This is a genomic window from Candidatus Methanocrinis alkalitolerans, from assembly GCF_029167205.1.
GTDB lineage: Archaea > Halobacteriota > Methanosarcinia > Methanotrichales > Methanotrichaceae > Methanocrinis > Methanocrinis alkalitolerans.
On the sequence record NZ_JARFPL010000043.1, the window covers coordinates 1 to 16240 of the forward strand.

General features: G+C 56.3%; 17 protein-coding genes. 4 read left to right on the forward strand and 13 right to left on the reverse strand.

Going from position 1 to position 16240, the window contains the following annotated elements; translation table 11 throughout:
• Positions 1 to 308: 308 nt before the first annotated feature.
• The gene (thsA, locus tag P0O24_RS10800; RefSeq protein ID WP_316969765.1) at positions 309 to 2000 is read right to left on the reverse strand and encodes a thermosome subunit alpha; all 1692 of its coding nucleotides are present in this window, start codon (positions 1998 to 2000) and stop codon (positions 309 to 311) included.
• A 224-nt stretch (positions 2001 to 2224) separates the two neighbouring features.
• On the opposite strand from thsA, the gene P0O24_RS10805 reads away from it, so the two are divergent.
• On the forward strand, positions 2225 to 2902 hold the full coding sequence (locus P0O24_RS10805; protein WP_316969766.1) for a hypothetical protein: 678 nt from the start codon (positions 2225 to 2227) through the stop codon (positions 2900 to 2902).
• A gap of 109 nt (positions 2903 to 3011) precedes the next feature.
• Here the strand turns inward: P0O24_RS10805 and P0O24_RS10810 are convergent, their stop codons facing one another.
• Positions 3012 to 4157: an IS6 family transposase gene (locus P0O24_RS10810; RefSeq protein ID WP_316969767.1), complete on the reverse strand. Its 1146-nt coding sequence runs from the start codon at positions 4155 to 4157 to the stop codon at positions 3012 to 3014.
• Between the two features lie 127 nt (positions 4158 to 4284).
• Between P0O24_RS10810 and P0O24_RS10815 the strand changes: the two genes are divergently transcribed.
• From P0O24_RS10815 to P0O24_RS10825, 3 genes are all read left to right on the forward strand, one after another.
• Positions 4285 to 4416: a DUF2080 family transposase-associated protein gene (locus tag P0O24_RS10815; protein WP_316969781.1), complete on the forward strand. Its 132-nt coding sequence runs from the start codon at positions 4285 to 4287 to the stop codon at positions 4414 to 4416.
• Positions 4417 to 4477: 61 nt separating this feature from the next.
• Positions 4478 to 4921 (forward strand): DUF6978 family protein, encoded by a 444-nt coding sequence (locus P0O24_RS10820; protein WP_316969768.1) that lies wholly within the window; start codon positions 4478 to 4480, stop codon positions 4919 to 4921.
• Complete coding sequence (locus P0O24_RS10825) at positions 4918 to 5685, forward strand: DUF1829 domain-containing protein (RefSeq protein ID WP_316969769.1); 768 nt, start codon at positions 4918 to 4920, stop codon at positions 5683 to 5685. Before P0O24_RS10820 ends, P0O24_RS10825 begins: the two co-directional genes overlap by 4 nt.
• A gap of 504 nt (positions 5686 to 6189) precedes the next feature.
• Here P0O24_RS10825 and P0O24_RS10830 read toward each other — a convergent pair.
• The 11 genes from P0O24_RS10830 to P0O24_RS10880 form a co-directional block, all read right to left on the reverse strand.
• A complete protein-coding gene (locus P0O24_RS10830; protein WP_316969770.1) occupies positions 6190 to 6837 on the reverse strand; it encodes a hypothetical protein in 648 nt (215 codons plus the stop codon).
• Complete coding sequence (locus P0O24_RS10835; RefSeq protein WP_316969771.1) at positions 6834 to 7388, reverse strand: hypothetical protein; 555 nt, start codon at positions 7386 to 7388, stop codon at positions 6834 to 6836. The genes P0O24_RS10830 and P0O24_RS10835 overlap by 4 nt, the downstream gene beginning before the upstream one ends.
• A complete protein-coding gene (locus tag P0O24_RS10840) occupies positions 7385 to 7507 on the reverse strand; it encodes a hypothetical protein (protein ID WP_316969772.1) in 123 nt (40 codons plus the stop codon). Before P0O24_RS10840 ends, P0O24_RS10835 begins: the two co-directional genes overlap by 4 nt.
• Before the next feature lie 10 nt (positions 7508 to 7517).
• Positions 7518 to 8267, reverse strand: coding sequence for a hypothetical protein (locus P0O24_RS10845; protein ID WP_316969773.1), 750 nt, complete (start codon positions 8265 to 8267; stop codon positions 7518 to 7520).
• Positions 8268 to 8542: 275 nt separating this feature from the next.
• Positions 8543 to 9481 carry a cation diffusion facilitator family transporter gene (locus P0O24_RS10850; RefSeq protein ID WP_316969774.1) on the reverse strand — a complete coding sequence of 313 codons (939 nt, stop codon included), beginning with the start codon at positions 9479 to 9481 and terminating at the stop codon, positions 8543 to 8545.
• A 92-nt stretch (positions 9482 to 9573) separates the two neighbouring features.
• A complete protein-coding gene (locus P0O24_RS10855; RefSeq protein WP_316969775.1) occupies positions 9574 to 10650 on the reverse strand; it encodes a TIGR00341 family protein in 1077 nt (358 codons plus the stop codon).
• 21 nt (positions 10651 to 10671) lie between these two features.
• Positions 10672 to 11745, reverse strand: a complete 1074-nt coding sequence (gene corA, locus P0O24_RS10860; RefSeq protein WP_316969776.1) for a magnesium/cobalt transporter CorA — start codon at positions 11743 to 11745, stop codon at positions 10672 to 10674.
• Entirely contained in the window at positions 11745 to 12716 is a 972-nt protein-coding gene (locus tag P0O24_RS10865; protein WP_316969777.1) for a mechanosensitive ion channel family protein, read from the reverse strand. Before P0O24_RS10865 ends, corA begins: the two co-directional genes overlap by 1 nt.
• 57 nt (positions 12717 to 12773) lie before the next feature.
• Positions 12774 to 13742, reverse strand: coding sequence for a calcium/sodium antiporter (locus P0O24_RS10870; protein ID WP_316969778.1), 969 nt, complete (start codon positions 13740 to 13742; stop codon positions 12774 to 12776).
• Between the two features lie 111 nt (positions 13743 to 13853).
• A complete protein-coding gene (locus P0O24_RS10875; RefSeq protein WP_316969779.1) occupies positions 13854 to 14624 on the reverse strand; it encodes an ABC transporter permease in 771 nt (256 codons plus the stop codon).
• A gap of 1 nt (position 14625) precedes the next feature.
• Complete coding sequence (locus tag P0O24_RS10880; RefSeq protein WP_316969780.1) at positions 14626 to 15633, reverse strand: ATP-binding cassette domain-containing protein; 1008 nt, start codon at positions 15631 to 15633, stop codon at positions 14626 to 14628.
• Positions 15634 to 16240 lie beyond the last annotated feature (607 nt).

The following is a 16240-nucleotide window of genomic DNA, read 5'->3' on the forward strand; positions in this document are numbered from 1 at the left end:
CAATCAAGGTAGAAAGAGATGGATGCAGAGAACTCCCGCGATGGCTGAAGGACTCGTTGATCACGTCTGGACCATCAAAGAACTGATGACATTCAGGGTGCCAATTCAATGAAACGAGTACACTACCAAAAAACCGAGGCGGGTCGGGAGGAGGCGCCGTCTTTGGATAGGGTCCCGCCACATCTTTTCAGATCGCTCTCTCCCGGAGACGGACCGGATCGAACCGGATCCGCCTCCGGGGGCCAGAGCCGTCCATCTTCTTTTCGTTCAATGTCTACCCCCCAGACGGGAGGGTTCATCAGCTGGGTTTACATCATCCCTGGTGGCATCCCCATGCCACCCATCCCCGCGGGCATCCCGCACATTCCGCCGGGCATTCCTCCCATCCCCGCCCCGGCACCGGCTGGGGGCTGTTCCGTCCTCTTGGATGCGATGACGTCGTCGATCCTGAGGATCAGGTTGGCGGCTTCGGTGGCGGACTTGATCGCCTGGGTCTTCACCCGGAGCGGCTCCACGACCCCCATCGCCCACATGTCCACGACCTTGCCGTCGAGGGCGTTGAGGCCGCCGGTAATCATCCCCGCCTCGTGGCTGCTCTTCATCTCCGTCAGCTTGGTTATTGCGTCAAAGCCGGCGTTCTCGGCGAGGGCCTTGGGTATCTCCGCCATCGCCTCGGCGAACTTCGCTACGGCGAGCTGCTCTCTCCCCTTGAAGTTCGCGGAGTGCTCCCTCAGCTTCAGGTAGAGCTCCACCTCCGGGGCACCTCCGCCCGCGACGAGGGTCCCGTCCTCGACGGCGGCGGCGACGGCGTGGAGGGCGTCGTCGAGGGCCCTCTCCAGGCTGTCGACGACCTGCTGGGTTCCTCCTCGGAGGAGGAGAGAGACCGTCCCCTCCTGGGCGAGGCCCGTAACGAAGGTCATATGAGCTCCTCCCACCTTCTTCTCCTCTACCAGGTCTGCTCTTCCCAGGTCTTTAGGCGTCATCTCGTCGAGGTTGGTCACGATATTTCCGCCGGAGGCTCTGGCCAGCTTCTTCAGGTCCGTCTTCCGGATCCTGCGGAAGGCAACGATCCCCGCCTTCGCGAGGAGGCTCTGGGCGAGGTCGTCGATCCCCTTCTGGCAGAAGACGACGTTGGCGCCGGTGGCGATCACCTTGCCCACCACCTTCTTTATCGCCTCCTTCTCCTGCTCTGCGAAGATCTTGAACTGGTCGGAGGAGGTGATGGAGATCTCGGCCTTCGTCTCGGTGTCCCTAGCCTCGATGGGGGTTCCCAGGAGGGCGATCTTGGCGTTCTCGACCTTCTTTGGCATGTTGGAGTGGACCCGCTCTTTGTCGATGATGATCCCCTGGAATAGCTCGGAGTCGTCCATGCTCTCTCCGGCCTTCTTCTCGACGATGACGTTCTTGAGGGATACGACCTTCTTGCCGTCGTCGGTCTCCTCGGTCACCGCCAACACCATGTCCACGGCGTGCTTTGAGATATTGATGTCGGGGGTCCCGGCGAGCTTTCCGGTCATGGCTGTGAGGGCTATCTTCTCCAATAGATCCCTATCCTTCCCGGTGACCTCTTTTGCCATCCCCTCCAAAACCTCGATCGCCTTATCGGCGGCCTCGTTGTACCCCTGAACGATCATCGTGGGGTGGACCCCCTGATCCATCAGCTCCTCCGCCCTCTTGAGGAGCTCTCCCGTCAGTATCGCCACGGTCGTCGTCCCGTCGCCGACGATGTCGTTCTGGGCCTTTGCCGCCTCCACCAGCATCTTGGCGGCGGGGTGTTCCACTTCCATCTCCCGGAGGATGGTGACCCCGTCGTTGGTTATCGTCACGTCACCGATGGTGTCGACGAGGAGCTTGTCCATCCCCCTGGGCCCCAGGGTGGATCGTACCGCCTTGGCGACGGCCCTCGCCGCCATGATGTTGTTCGCCATCGCCTCTTTTCCCCGCTCTCTGCGAGATCCCTGTTTGAGAATCAATATCGGCTGTCCACCTAATGATGCCATAAACTGCCTCCTTCTCAGGATCTGACTATTTGATCTTCTATAAAAGGGTTTTCCAATTCGGTTCTGTTGCGTTTTAGGGTGGTGCAGGCGTGGTGTTGCATTCGTGGTGGTGGCGAGAGGCGGTTCCATGAAGGCGTGTTACTGAACGGGATACAACAGAGAAAGGAAATTTATTCCACTCAACTCTAAAAGAGTTTATATCTCGGGAGTATTAAGCACCGTTCATGGATGAAGAAATTGTTTGTACTGAAATCCATGATTATGGATCGGATGTTGTTGTTGAAATGCAAAAAGATCAAAAAATCAAATGGAGGGAAGTCATAACTACTTCAAGAATACATATATTAGAGGAATATGATCCAATAGGGACCCAACATCTCAAAGCAGAAGATATAATCGAGGAACTCAATAAAATACCTAAAAATATAAGAAAATTTATCTCTATTATCGTATTAGCGCCATTCTCATTTTCCAGAGGGGAGTCGAACGATCCTATATTCGCGTCTGCTCATTGGTGGAGATCGGAGATCACGATCTATGCATTTGAACACGACAGGGCCAAATTGAAAGAAATACTTGCTCTCCATCGTACTATTGCTCATGAAGCTGGGCATATCATCGATAGAAACATCATGGAAGGTCGGGGGTTGTCCTCAAATTATCTTTCTTACACCCCAACGTGGTCAAAGGCGATGTGCGCCGATAGCCAGATCAAGCAAACGTCACGCGATTCATCATCATATCTTGTATCCTCTTATGCGGACAGCAGACAATCTATTGGCGAGGATTTTGCAGACTCTGTAATGTTTTATTGCTATGCGGAATCGCGAGCGCTCTTGAGAGAGTTTTATCCTAATAGATATAAAATTTTGGAGGAGTTTCTTGGGTCAGTCGATAGGTGAAAAAACCTTCATTGATGATTCTCATCGAGTTGTAGACAGATCAAACGCAACGTGCTGGTTTGCGGATTTACTTGATGATGATGGGTTGATCGTAGGAGAAGTTTTTGGATTAATCATTGGATCTGCCGATACTTAACCTCAGCAATTCTATCCACTTGTTATCCCCATCAATCCCGACGCCCGCCATCTCAGCTGGTGTGATCCCGTTAAGCCCCATGTGTGGCCTGATGAAGTTGTAGTAGATCTGGTTCATGGGGATAATGGGCGTGTCGTCTATCTTGATGCCTCTCATCACCTTCTCGCGTTCCCTGAAGCTGCCGTTCAACCTTTCCAGGACGTTGTTGAGGCTCTCGCGCAAAGCCACGTCTGCGACGTGCTTGCATGACTGGTGGTGATCGTAGAACTCGGCGTTGAACGCCTTCTTGTAAGACGCCAGCCCGTCGGTTACCATGATCCTGGGCTTCTTGTTGCCTACCTTCTTGGACTGCCTGAAAGCTCTCTTCGCGTCCTGTATCTCGCGAGTCTTGGTAACGACGCTGACGAGGTGGAACCTGGTGCGCTCGTCCATGACGTTCCAGAGCCAATGCCATTCACCGCCTATCTTGATCTTCATCTCGTCGGTATGCCAGATGTCGCCCAATTCAGGCTCCAATGTCGCAACGTAGGCTTCGATGATCTCAGTGTACTTGGATATCCAACGGTAAACGGTGCTGTGGTCGATGTTCAAGCTGTAACACTGCTTTAGATGGTCTGCGATCTTGCGCAGGGACACGCCCTTGAAGTACAGGTCTAGGGTGGTCGTGACAACGCGCGGATCATACTTCATTCCCTCGAATCCCTGATTTGGAACGAACTTCCTTGCGCACGCTTTGCACTTGAAGACCTGCTTATTATTGGCCTTACCGTACTTGATAACCTGAGATGATCCACAGAACTTGCAGGCAATACCGTTATCTAGTGGCGTGGGAAATACCGATCTCTCCCTATGGTCTTCTTCGATCTTCTTGGTGAGCCTTTGCCACAGGACGACCGCATGAATATGCTTACAGGTAACGTGCCTGAATTGGTAATCGGGGCAAGTGCAGTTCCAAGAGTTGGCATACGATGTTACTATATAATTTAAATCTTTGCTTTGGGACGGGATTTCGAACTTGTTTTGTGACAACTGCTTAGGCTCGATACCTCTCTCGATCATCTGATGGCCCCGAAGAAGGCGTTTGCCGTATTCTGGATTAGTGGATTCGTCCCAAGGCATAATAGCTATATTGTAGCTACATAGTATTTAACCTTTGTGCAACAAAAAATAAGCTAAATTATAGCTAAATATGTGGACAAAGTATTTATACTATAGATACATTAGAGAAATTGATATGAGTCCTGTCATGCGGGTCGAGCTCGATGCGTACCAAGTTATAGAGAAGGAAGTGAAATCTAGCGGTAACTCTGGAAGGGTTTATGTGCCGAAAGATTGGATAGGAAAACGAGTTAAAGTATTGCTATTGGACCCCTTGTAAATTGACCAAACCGAAGAGCCATGATAAATAATTTAACGTATTACCGCATAAACGGAATCTTATGTCGGATGTGGAACTGTCTCAAGCAGACGCCAACGAGTTAATCGCTATGCCAAAAATTCGGATTACCGACGAAATAAGATATTTTCCTGGTAGCGGTGGTGCCCTTAACGTGCCCTTAGTTTCTGAGGACTGGAGAGAAGACTTTGTTCTAACTATACGACGAGGAAGAATAGATCTGAATAGGGGATCTTATCAAAATATTGGCAGAAATACTGTAATACTTCTTAGAGCCGAATTGAACGGGCCGCCACATCGCAATCCTGATGACGCAGAAATCCCTTGCCCCCATATTCATATATATAAGGAAGGATTTGGAACCAAGTGGGCATATCCCTTTCCCACGGACTTTGCCAATCCAGCGGATTATTGGACAACACTCCAAGACTTCATCAAATATTGTAATATAATACTGCCGCCTAAGATTCTCAGAGGGTTAGAATGATCGATGAAATACAGGGGCTAATAAATGAATATGTAGACTGGCTTAAATCCAAGAATGTTCTACGTCAGATAGATAGTGACTGGGTTGAAATAACTACACCCTATTTAGATCGACACAATGATTACCTTCAGATATATGTTAGAAAACTGGAGGGCGGGGGGTATCTTCTGACGGATGATAGTTATATCATAGACGACTTACAAATGGCAGGTTGCACATTGGAATCTCCCAAGCGGGCAGCATTATTGGAAATGACATTAAACGGCTTTGGGGTTAAACTAGAAAGAGGGTCATTGGAGGTGCGTGCTTCATCGAGCACGTTTGCGCTACGTAAGCATAATCTCATTCAAGCGATGTTAGCAGTAGACGATTTATTTTATTTAGCCACATCGACTGTTGCAAGTATATTCAAAGAAGATGTAATTGCGTGGATGGATGAGAACGATATCAGATACACTCCAAACGTAAAGTTTACAGGGAAAAGCGGATACGATCATTGGTTTGATTTTGTGATCCCCCGGTCACGTAACGAGCCAGAGCGCATTCTTCGGACCATGAATCGGCCAAACCGAAATGCGGTCACCTCTTTAAATTATGCTTGGCTTGATACACGAGAAATCCGCCCACCAGAATCGAAAGCTTACGCTATAATCAACGACGCTGGGGGGATACCTCCGGCAGTCATGAATGCACTAGAGAATTATGGCGTGAGATCGGTGCCATGGAGTATGCGACAAAACGCCTTGGCAGAACTTAGCGCATAATATTCCATCGGGCGCACCGTACTCAAAATATGTGATAGATGCTATGCCGCTCGTGTTACTTTCTGCTACAAACAACTTCAATAATAAAAACTACCACCACACTCGCACCACCACTAACGAACACCCAAGGATGCAACAGAACCGAAAAACCGAACACCTATATATCCGTTCCCGCCTTCCCGCCCCCCCCGGCGAGGTTTGAGGGTATGAGCAGAAAATTGGAGGTCGACTCGCCGGGGAGCTATCTGGGCGGTTTTCAGGGATGATCTCGACATCGGTAACCCACGGCCGGGCGGGAACCGGCCCCGTGGTCCCGGCCCTCTGGCGAGGGAGAGGAGGTAGACTGATACGTGCGCTTCGGCCAGAGGGCTTTTTGGTCCGGGGCCGGAGATGATCTCCATCATCTCCGTCTTCATACACTTGCCGCCGATGAGGACGGCGACCAGGAAGAAGACGAGATGCCGGTCCAGGTTTATATGCCAGCATGTATTTCGCTGGGGCTCATTACCATGGATGCCGTCCGCCTCCGGCAACGGCGGCTGGCCGGCCGTTCCCGTCCGTCTCAGGGAGGGGGACGAAGGTCAGCCTGTAGCTCGCCATCTCGCCGAATTCGTTCACGGTCAGGTCTCCTTCCCCAGTCATGACTTCGCCATCCCGGCAGATCCTGATGTTGATGTGACCGATGGTCCGGCCTTCTGGGCTCTTCAATATATCGAAGAACTCTGTGAGATCGGCGTCGAGGACGGAGCAGTTGTCTTTGAAGGTCTGGTTGATCTCCACCAGAGCGTATCGGTCTTCTCCCAGGATCATCCCTCCCCGGGTAGTCGTTCCCCCGGACCTGGATATCTCTTCCCTGATCTCGTCGATGCTCCTGTTCTCCTTCAATAGACCTCTGGCTAGGGCTGGAGGGATCCGCTCAGTATCGATCAGCCATATATGGAGGAAGCAGGCGTCGCCCCTCTTCAGGGCGAGCCCTTCGGCTCGGAAGGGTCCGCCCGCTGGGAGCCGGTCCCCCTGATCGGAGTATCCGGGTCTTTGAACCTCTGAGAAGGGCCTCCCCTGGGGGGGAGGTCCTTCGAAGGGGGTGGAGAGGGCGGTCGTCACGAAGGAGAGGACCAATCCCACGACGAGATACGCCTTTATCAGCTTCACAGAGATCCTCCATCGATGCTGGGGTCCAGGCGGAGGGCGTACCTGCCGGCGAGAGCTCCCCGATATATTACCATCGACCCCGGTGCATCTGAGACGCCCTCAGAGACCTCCTCTGAGAAGCCCCCTTTCGTCTCTATCCGCCCGACGACCTCTCCTTCGACATCATCGGACCAGATCCCTCCGCCGCTTCCTCGAACCTCGGTGATCCTCGCCCTGAGGACCGTCTCAGGACCCAGGGATCGAAACTCGACGTCCACCAGCCTGAAGGTCTCGCCGTCGAGGCTCATCTTGCCCCGGTATATAAATGTGGGGTTCGCCTCCTCTTCGATGAGCATCTTGACCTCTTCGAGGTTCTTTCTCTTCAAGAGGAGGTCTTTGATCTGGGCAGGGCTGAGAAGCCGCAGCCCTTCGATCTCTACCCTCACGGGACGGTCGGATTTAAGCGACGATCCCTCAGGTCCCGTGGCGAAGCCTCTCCTCGAGGAGACGGTCTTCAAAGGAGTAGGGGAAGGGCCGACCGGATTATCAGCGACGCTCATCTCTTTGGTCATCTCGGGTCACCATAGTTCTCAGAGGCGCGGGCCTTTCGGCCCACGATCCGATGGAAGCTCCGGGGGCCGGATGTAGCGGTCCCCTGGAGCCGGGTCGTGGGCCCTGCAAAGTCCCTCATCCCCTCCAGCTCACTTCTTGAAGCTCCTTTCTTCAGAGCCCAATTTCATCCGATCCTTCGAATCTCCCCTACCCTGCATCACCTTTGCTCTCTCCATCATGCTTCGGTCCCCGATCTCTCCCGATCCGCAAAGACCTCGTCCAACGCCAGCTCCCATCAGCGCGCAGACCTCTCTATCTTCTCTCAGCTCAGCGAGGGTCATATTCTCCATCTCGGCCCTCTTCTCCTCCTTCAGAGATTCGATCTCGGCGAGGGTCATGTTATCGATCTCGGCGATCTTCTCCTCTCTGAGCGCCTCCATCTCCTCCTCGGTCATCCCCTCGAGATCTTCTGCCGTCAGGTCGGTCAAGAGGAGGCAGACGTTGAGGCCCAGGAAGGGACGGTCACGGTCGAGCCTCTCCCGTCTCGTCTCCCGGAGCTCTCTCATCGTCTTATTCTCCATCTCGGCCCACTTCTGCTCTTTGAGCTCCCGGAGCTCCGCGAGGGTCATATTCTCCATCTCGGCCCACTTCTGCTCTTTGAGCTCCCGGAGCTCTGCGAGGGTCATATTCTCCATCTCTTCAGCGGTCAGATCCTCCCCGAGGGGAAAGCCCCCCCAGAAGCCTCCGACCATATGACCTCGATCCATACCTCGGTCCATGGGGCCGCAGTTCATCATTCCGGACCTGTCACCCTTCTCACCCCAATTTGGGGCTGACATGGCGGGCGTCGCCAGAAGGCAGACCACCGCCAAAGTCGTCAAATACTTTCCTAGTCTCATATTCTGCACCTCACCGTCGAGGAAGATCTGCTCTATTCTCCTGGAGCCATCTCCCCGGCGGATCCCCCCTCGGCCTGAACGATAGATAAAATTAGAGCCGAACGGAGCCGAACGTTGACGGTTCAGATATCGATCCATCCCGTTAAAAACGTTCAGTTTCTGATAAAAGTAGATTTAATCGTTCTATATGATCTGATAATCATTATTCGCCCTCATTTTGGTCTGGAAAACTTCATATCTCCTCTGAGGGGATGAGGTCTGAGAAGATCTCATCTCTATCTCCACCTCCTTTCCTCGGCGTTGTAAGGCTCGAGGTGGACGACGACGTCCACAACGTCCGAGACGTACTCTACGAGCCTGCGCTCCACCTCTTCTGAGATCCTGTGCCCCTCTTCGACGGAGATCTCGGGGTCGACGAGCACGTGGAGGTCGACCTCGATCCCCGACCCGATGTGGCGGGTTCGGATGGCGTGGACCGCCCGGACGCCGGGGGTGGTGGCTGCGAGCTGCTCGATCCCGCGGCAGATCTCCTCCGGAGCTCCGCGGTCGACGAGCTGTTCCACCGAGGGGCGGACGATCTTCCACGCCGCCTGGAGAATGAACATCGAGACTACTATCGCCCCCAGGTGGTCGAGGAAGGCTAGGCCGGGGACCAGGGCCGCCCCGGCGACGGCCGCCGCCGTGGGGACTGAGCTGAGGCCGTCGGATCGGTGGTGCCAGGCGTTGGCGATGAGGGCCGTGGACTTGATCTCTCTTCCCACCGAGATAGTCCAGCGGTAGAGGAGCTCTTTTGAGAATATGGAGAGGAGCGCGGCGAAGAAGGCGATGAGGCCAGGAGGGCTCCGGTGGGGCACTTGGAGGGTCACCAGGGCATTGTAGACGAGCCCCAGGGCGACGGCGGCGAGGAGGAGGCCGATGAAGATCGTCACCAGAAACTCGATCCTCTGGTGGCCGTGGGGGTGGCAGCCGTCGGGGGGCTTAGACCAGAACTTCACCCCCACCAGGACGGCGACGTCGGTGGCGGTGTCTGAGAGGCTGTGGACGGCGTCGGCGACCACCGCCTGGCTGTTGCCGAGGATCCCCGCCGCAAACTTCACGGCCGATAAGGCCAGGTTTATGGCGAGGCCCGCCAGGGTCACCTGCCTGACGACTTTCACGACCTCTTCAGGACCTCGGTCAACGCCTCCGGTGAAGGGGGCAATGGGATCAGCCAAGATCAACTCTCCTCAGGACGACCTCGATCCCGGATCTTCTCTCATCACGGTTATGATCTTCGCCCTTCACTTTCACCAGACGGATCGAACCGTCATATCACGATCCCCTGGCGCCATCCGAGGATTATGTAGACGAGGAGGGCGAGCATCAATAGCCATAGGGCCATCGCGGCTATGGAAGCCCTCTTCGCCCTCTTCGCCTCAGACCACCTCTGGGGCCTGATCCCCTGGGCGAGGAAGGTCGCGACCCCCGAGAGGTTGATGGCTATGAAGTTCGCAATGAACAGGAGCATCGCTCCCCAGGCGAGGCTCTCGTTGCCCGAGCCCATCAGGAGGCCGAAGGCGACTAGAGGAGGGAGGAGGGCCACCGCCACCATGACCCCGATGAGGGTCGCGGAGACCCCGGTGGTGAAGGCCAGAGCGCCAGCGCTCCCCGAGGCGAGGGCGAGGGCGACGTCGCCGAGCCCCACCACTGTCCTGGAGGCGATCTCGGAGCCTCCCGGATCGACGGGGAGGAAGGACCCCAGAGCGTAGGAGATGGCGATGGCGGTTCCCACCCCCACCACATTAGCCTTCAGAGCCCTCCTGGCGAGGCCGAAGTCTGCAAGGATCGTCGCAAGAGAGAGGGAGACGTTGGGAAGGAGGAGGGGGGCGATGACCATCGCCCCGATGATGACCGCTACGTTATCTTTTAGAACGCCGAAGGCGGCGACGATGGAAGAGAGGATGACCATGAAGACGTAGACCTTTGAGACGCCGACGGAGGCGACCTCCGCATATAGCTCCTCCCTTCCGATCCGCTCGCTTCCCTTCTTGTTCTTGCCTTTGGTTGTGGAAGGTTTAGCCTCTTGCTCCATCTCGTCTATGTGGGGCCTCGGAAGAGACGCCGTCACCGGGAGGACGACTATCCTGTACCCGGCCACCTTCTTGAACCGCGCGTCCAGCATGTTGATAACCGATTCCGACTCCTCTGCTGAGACGAGGATCCGAACGAGGATCTCCCTTTTATCGAAGCTCTTATTCCAGACCCCTCTGAGCGGCCTATCCCAGACCCCCTGGACCGGCTCGATCCAGATTCCGAGGAGCGTCTGGCCGCCCCTCGTCAGCACCCTCTCAAGCCCCTCCCTCTCCTCCTCCGGGATGACCATCTCTATCAATCGAAGTATCACGCTATCACCCGTCAGTAACCTTCAAATCCATCTCCTCCTCCGGAAGTAGATGAGCATGATAGCCCCTGCCGACGCCATTAAGACCAGGACCGCGGGGTATCCGTATCGCCAGCGGAGCTCCGGCATGTACTCGAAGTTCATACCGTAGATCCCGGCGACGAGGGTGAGGGGTATGAAGATGGTGGCGATGATCGTCAGGACCTTCATCACCTCGTTCATCCGGTTGCTTATGGAGGATAGGTGGATCTCCAGCATCCCCGAGAGGATCTCTCTGAAGGTCTCGATCGCCTCGATCACCTGGACGGTGTGGTCGTAGACGTCCCGGAAGTAGATCCCCATCGGCTCGGTGAAGATCTCCGACTCGCCCCGGGAGAGGCGGCTTATCACCTCCCGGAGGGGCCAGACCGACTTTCGGAGGAATATCATCTCCCGCTTCATCCGGTGGATCTTTTGGGAGGCGTCGGGGGCGGGGCCGGCCAAGAGCTCCTCCTCCAGGACCTCCAACTCTTCACCCACCTCCTCCAGGATCAAGAAGTATTGGTCGACGACGGCGTCTATCAGGGAGTAGGCGAGGTAGTCCGCCCCCTTTCTCCTGATCTTCCCCTTCGACTTTCTGATCCGATCCCTGACGGGATCGAAGACGTCTGCCTCAGTCTCCTGGAAGGAGATGAGAAAACCCCTGCCTACGATCAGGCTCAGCTGCTCCGACCTGATCTGCTCATCCCCCGCACCGTCATCGACGCTCTTCAGCATCTTCAGGATGATGAAGATGTAATCGTCGAAGTCCTCCATCTTCGGCCTCTGTTCGGTGTGGACCACGTCCTCCTGGACGAGAGGGTGGATGCCGAAGCAGTTGCCGATCATCTCTACCACCTCCGGCCTGTGGACCCCCACGACTTTGATCCAGGTGACTGAGGGGCGGTCCCTATAATCGGAGCACTGATCTATGGATGTAGGGCAGAACTCGCGGAGCTGGTCCTGGTCGTAGTCCATGACGGTGATCCGGACGGGTTCGGTCCTCTCTTCGCCGACGTGGACGAGGGTCCCCGGGGGCAGGCCCACCTTATTGGTCCTGATCTTCAAGTGCCGGGCCATTATCGACCCCCATTCTCCGGGCCCGTCTCGCCGGCCCTGAGCTGAAATTCGGGAAATCCGACGATATCGATGGTGGTGGAGGCGAGCTTAATATCATCGGACTTCTCGATCTCTTCGAGGATCAACCGGCTCAATCTGCTCTTCGTACTCCTCCTCTCCCTCACCATCGTCACGTATCTTATGTCGAAGTTTACCCAGTTGTCTGTCAGGGTGATGAAGACGGCGGGCTCCACCACCTTCCTGGGGAGGTAGTACTTCTCTTTCAGGGCTGAGAGGCTCTCCTCGGCGTCTCGGCCGACGCCGGCCGTCTCCCTCCTGACGACGGCGAGGATCTTTGTCACCGCTTCTTTCCAGTCGCTGTCGTAGGTTATGGGGACGCTGATCTCGTCCCAGAGGAAGGAGTGATCTTTGGTGTAGTTGTTGACCGAACCGGAGAGGATGTACCCGTTCGGTATCATCGTCAGCCTGCCGGTGGCCTGGTCTCCCGACATCCACTCCCCCATCTCCATGAGGGTGGTATAGAGTATGTCGATGTCGATGACGTCTCCCATCATCGAGCCGATCTCGACCCTGTCGCCGACCCGGTATAACCCGGTGACGAAGATGACAACCCCTCCGAAGAAGTTTTTGAAGAGATCCTGAAGGGCTACGGCGAGGCCCGCGGCGATGATACCGTAGGAGACGAGGAGGCTCTGGGTGTTCTCGATCCAGATGTTCATGACGACGGCGACGAGGACCACGAGGTAAAGTATCGAGACCGTCTTTCGAAAGGAGTACCTGGTCTTGGAGACGGTTATCCTCCCGATGAGAAGCTCCTCGAATAGGTGTTTGAAGAGGAGATGGATTATGGCGACGGCGACGGCGGTGATGAAGGCCCTGTGGAGGAGGGGGTTTGGGTAGACGTAATTGAGAGCCCAGAGGGACGCCGCAAGAGCGGTGAATAAGAGGAGGGGAAGGAACCTCTTGAGCATGGGAGGATCTCTTTCTTCAAAGCATTAAATATTTTATCCCGTCCATCCATCGCCGCCTCAGAAGAGGGCGAAGAGCTTCCCCAGGAAGAAGACGTAAAATATCACCAGCATCCACCCCTCCCAGAGGGTGATCTCCTTCTCCCAGATGATAACGAAGTACAGGAGGGTGGCGACGATCATCATCGGCATGACGAAGCCGGTAATCGCCGCCGGGATGACGAGGGTGCCGAAGAGCGCCGAGATCCCCATGATCCCCAGGGAGTTGAAGATGTTCGACCCCAGGACGTTCCCTATGGCCAGCTCCGGCTTGTTCATGGCGGCGGCCCTGACGGAGACGACGAGTTCCGGAAGGGACGTCCCCAGGGCGACGGCGCTGGCGGCTATGATCTCGGTCCCTATCCCCACCATCTCCGAGAGCTTCACCACCGAGACGACGGTATAGTTGGCTCCCAGGTAGAGGAAGAAGGCGCTCATGACCAGCTTCATGTAGACCTTGGGGCTGAGCTTCCTCCTCTTCGGCTGGGCGATCCCCTCCTCCTCCAAAAACCTCGCCCTCACCTCCTCCGCCACCCTCTCGGCTCTCAGGGCGTAGATGAGGTATACGAGGAGGAGGGCGAGGCTGAGGAGGGCTTCGGGGATGCTGTAGATCCCGTCCCAGACCATCACCGAGACGAGGAGCGCTGAGCCTACGAAGAGGGGGAGATCGACGTTGGCGAGCTCGTAGCCTGTGACCATCTTCTTTCCCACGATGGCGGAGAGGCCCAGGATGAGGAAGACGTTCGTCACGTTGGAGCCCATGACGTTACCCACCACCATCTCCGAAGAGCCCTTCATCACCGCCAGGACCGACGAGACGAGCTCCGGGGTCGAGGTCCCGGCGGCGACGATGGTGACGCCGATGATGAAGGGTGAGATCCCGAAGGAGATGCCGATCCTCTCGGCGGATTGGGTGAAGGAGTCCGAGGCCTTCACCAGGACCGCGAGGCCGGCGACGAAGACCGCCGTCCACAGGAGGAGGGGGAGCATGCCCTCACTCTCAGCCGCCCCGGTTAAATCGTTTTCCCGGATCGTTCCTGAAGCTCGGCCCTCCGGCCGTCACCCCTTATCGGGGCAGGACCGACCCCACCGGAGCCGCAGTCACTCCACGTCGCTCTTCTCGAAGAGGTAGGCTCCGAGGCTCAGGGCCGCTACGGAGCATCCGGCCAGGATCAACATGTCGAGGGCGAGGGGGAAGGCGCTGACGCCGATGAGGGAGCCCCGCAGGCCGTCGACGCCGTAGGTGAGGGGGTTGAAGAGAGATAGGGTCTGGAGCCACCCGGGGAAGTTCGATATGGGAAATAGCGCCCCCGAGAGGAGGAATAGCGGGAAGACCATGAAGTTCATGATCAATGAGAAGCCGGACATGTCCTTCATCCGGGAGGCGAAGGCGAGGCCGAGGCTGTTGAAGGTGGTGGCGATGAGGAGCATGAAGACGAGGGAGAGGAGAAAGCCCGGAAGGCCGGAGATCTCCAGGCCCATGGCGACGCCGGGGACGAGGATGATGAGCCCCTGCAAAACGGCGGTGGTGACCCCGCCGGCGGTCCTTCCGATGACGATGGAGAGCCTCGATACCGGGGCAACCATGATCTCCCGGAGAAAGCCGAACTCCCGGTCCCAGAGCATCGAGAGCCCTCCGAAGGTCGAGGAGAAGAGGAGCGTCATCCCGATGATCCCCGGGGCGAGGAAGCTGACGTAGCCCACCTCTTCGGGGATCGCCGGCATCGCCGCCGACCCGAAGCCCAAGCCCAGGAAGGCGAGGAAGAAGAAGGGCGGGGCGAGGGAACCGACGACCCGGCTCTTCAGCCTGAAGAAGCGGATCATCTCCCGGAGCCACAGGCTGTAGATGGCGTAGATGTTGATCTGAAGCATGTCAGTGCCTCCTCGTCCTCATCCTGCTCTGGACCGCCGCCATCCGACCGGCCCCGGCCGACTCCGACTCCCGGATCTTTTTGCCGGTGAACTTGAGAAAGACGTCCTCGAGGGTCGGCTCGTGCATGCTGACCGACCTGATCAGAAGCCCGGCCCGGCTCGCCGAGAGGATGATCTCGGGGATCCGGGCCTCGGACCGGTCGACGCTGAGCCTCAGGATCGAGCCGGTCCGGTCGGCGGCCTCGACCCCGTCGACGTCCGATACGGCCCGGACCTGATCGTCGGTGACGGAGTCGTCAACCTCCAGGGTGACGATGTCGGCGCCGATGAGGTCTTTCAGGCTCTCTGGCGTATCCAACGCGACGATCCTCCCCTGGTCGATGATGGCGACCCTCTTGCAGAGGTGGTCTGCCTCTTCCATATAATGAGTTGTCAGGACGACGGTAACGCCCTCATCCTCGTTCATCCTCTCGATGTACCGCCAGATGTACCTCCTGGTCTGGGCGTCGAGGCCCAGGGTCGGCTCGTCGAGGAAGAGAACATTGGGGTGGTGCATCAGACCCCGGGCGATCTCCAGCCTCCTCTGCATCCCCCCGGAGTAGTCCTCCATCAGCACGTCGGCCTTCTCCGTCAAGTCGACGAGCTCCAGGACCTCGGCCACCCTCGCCTCGCGGGTCTTTCGGTCCATCCCGTACATCCGGCCGTGGAAGTCGAGGTTCTCCCGGCCCGAGAGCTGGCTGTCCACGGACGGGTCCTGGAAGACGACGCCGATGGAGCTACGAACGGCGTCCCTCTCTTTTTTAATGTCATAGCCCCAGACCGCGGCCGACCCGGCCGAGGGGCGGAGCATCGTCGTCAGCATCTTGATGATGGTGCTCTTTCCCGCGCCGTTGGGGCCGAGGAGGCCGAATAGTTCACCCTTCTCGATCCTGAGGTCTACCCCGTCGACGGCTGCGAAGCCGTTGAACCGCATAGTAAGGCCGGTGGCGGCGATGGCTGGAGCGTCCATGAGAGAGACGATCTGGCTAGGTGGTTATATAATCTGCTTTCGCGGTGGGGTCGCGTACCCAGATTACTGAATAGCGCTAACGGGTGACGTAATGGCTGTTTGGCGGAAAATAAGTCCCTTGAATTCGGTTCGAGTGGCGATTTTCAGTAGAGCGAGTACGCGACCCGCGGTGGCCTCTGGAAATTTGTAACTCGACTGCGACCAGGAAAAGTGTATATAGCTTCATGTTTGTCTAAAGACTTACACTGAGGGTATTGGATTGAGTAAAGGCTTACCAAATAAGACCTTGGGAGAACTTGCCATCTTGAAGAGGGGTTTATCCTCTTATTACCCCTCTCCAGATTTCAGGTAGTCTCCCTATTTTGAGTTGATACAATTAGGAACTACGACAGTCCTCATAAGCTCTTCAATCGTCCAGATATGATCTGTAAGGCCTGCCGCCATGGCAGACGATCTTGATTTCCAGCGACGTTGGCCATCATTATAGTCTTACGACTAAATTGATATAATAGAACAGACAAAATAGATCTTATGAAGGGAGATATTGTAACTATACAAAATACTGAGGAGCTACCGGAAAAGCTTCGTGCAGAGACTGATGGGCGTA

Bases quoted from the DNA above. Each gene is read 5' to 3' on its own strand.
- thsA (WP_316969765.1), bottom strand. From the start codon at position 2,000: ATGGCATCATTAGGTGGACAGCCGATATTGATTCTCAAACAGGGATCT.
- P0O24_RS10805 (WP_316969766.1), top strand. From the start codon at position 2,225: ATGGATGAAGAAATTGTTTGTACTGAAATCCATGATTATGGATCGGAT.
- P0O24_RS10810 (WP_316969767.1), bottom strand. From the start codon at position 4,157: ATGCCTTGGGACGAATCCACTAATCCAGAATACGGCAAACGCCTTCTT.
- P0O24_RS10815 (WP_316969781.1), top strand. From the start codon at position 4,285: ATGCGGGTCGAGCTCGATGCGTACCAAGTTATAGAGAAGGAAGTGAAA.
- P0O24_RS10820 (WP_316969768.1), top strand. From the start codon at position 4,478: ATGTCGGATGTGGAACTGTCTCAAGCAGACGCCAACGAGTTAATCGCT.
- P0O24_RS10825 (WP_316969769.1), top strand. From the start codon at position 4,918: ATGATCGATGAAATACAGGGGCTAATAAATGAATATGTAGACTGGCTT.
- P0O24_RS10835 (WP_316969771.1), bottom strand. From the start codon at position 7,388: ATGACCAAAGAGATGAGCGTCGCTGATAATCCGGTCGGCCCTTCCCCT.
- P0O24_RS10840 (WP_316969772.1), bottom strand. From the start codon at position 7,507: ATGAGGGACTTTGCAGGGCCCACGACCCGGCTCCAGGGGACCGCTACA.
- P0O24_RS10845 (WP_316969773.1), bottom strand. From the start codon at position 8,267: ATGAGACTAGGAAAGTATTTGACGACTTTGGCGGTGGTCTGCCTTCTG.
- corA (WP_316969776.1), bottom strand. From the start codon at position 11,745: ATGGCCCGGCACTTGAAGATCAGGACCAATAAGGTGGGCCTGCCCCCG.
- P0O24_RS10865 (WP_316969777.1), bottom strand. From the start codon at position 12,716: ATGCTCAAGAGGTTCCTTCCCCTCCTCTTATTCACCGCTCTTGCGGCG.
- P0O24_RS10870 (WP_316969778.1), bottom strand. From the start codon at position 13,742: ATGCTCCCCCTCCTCCTGTGGACGGCGGTCTTCGTCGCCGGCCTCGCG.
- P0O24_RS10875 (WP_316969779.1), bottom strand. From the start codon at position 14,624: ATGCTTCAGATCAACATCTACGCCATCTACAGCCTGTGGCTCCGGGAG.
- P0O24_RS10880 (WP_316969780.1), bottom strand. From the start codon at position 15,633: ATGGACGCTCCAGCCATCGCCGCCACCGGCCTTACTATGCGGTTCAAC.